The organism is Cyclobacterium jeungdonense (assembly GCF_010994275.1).
GTDB lineage: Bacteria > Bacteroidota > Bacteroidia > Cytophagales > Cyclobacteriaceae > Cyclobacterium > Cyclobacterium jeungdonense.
On record NZ_WMCD01000030.1, the window covers coordinates 1 to 938 of the forward strand.

The following is a 938-nucleotide window of genomic DNA, read 5'->3' on the forward strand; positions in this document are numbered from 1 at the left end:
TGTATCGTCCCGGGAGGAGGAATCACACCTTCAGGTAAATGGAAAAACTGCAGGTATAAAAACAAATACCTCTTTCCAAAAAGAGCATTGAGTACTGTCTTCCGCGCAACGTTCATGGCCGAATTGAGAAAGAAAATCACTATTGCCCAGCCTATCGCTAAAAAAGCTTTCCAGAGAAAATGGGTGGTGTATGCCAAGCGGCCGTTTGCCTCGCCAAAAACAGTCCTGGAGTATCTGGGAAGGTACACCCACAAGGTTGCCATCTCTAATCACCGGCTTAAAAACGTGGACGCTAACACAATCACATTCACCTACAAAGATTACCGACAGACAGGAAAACAAAAACGGATTACCTTAAATGGAACAGAATTCCTGAGAAGATTTTCTTCCCATATCCTTCCCTCTGGGTTTATTCGGATACGACATTATGGATTTCTGGCATCCAGGAACAAGAGCAAGGAACTAAATCTGGCAAAAAAAGATCTCAATCAACCCAAATGGCAAAAGGCCAACCACTCATGGATCCAGGTTGCCAAAGAAAAGCTCAATTACAATCCCGATAAATGCCCCTGCTGTGGTAAAGAAACACTCATAACAACTAAGGTAATTGCTCCGGAAAGAGGACCTCCTTTAAGGAAAAAGCCAAATGCATAAATTTATTCTATACCGCTCACTAAATAAATGGCTTCATTGGAAGCAGTGGCACCCCTATGCCTTTTCTATTAGGATGCTTAAAAATAAACACGAAAAAGCGATCCATAAACCGGGCAATCGCCCCGGTAGTTGGTTATTCCCTCCACATTTTACGGTAGCGTAGTTCCCTGAACCATCCAACAAAAACTATCCAATCCCCATACTAGAAATGCTACCGAAGCTTGAGTCCAACACACGCTACAATGAACCGAAGTCTCACTTCGCATCATTGTAGCTTAATTGTT

General features: G+C 43.0%; 1 protein-coding gene. It reads left to right on the forward strand.

Going from position 1 to position 938, the window contains the following annotated elements; genetic code table 11:
* Positions 1–654: IS91 family transposase (locus GKS34_RS23170; RefSeq protein WP_205602141.1), on the forward strand; the 654-nt coding region annotated here is incomplete at its 5' end.
* Between the last annotated feature and the right edge of the window lie 284 nt (positions 655–938).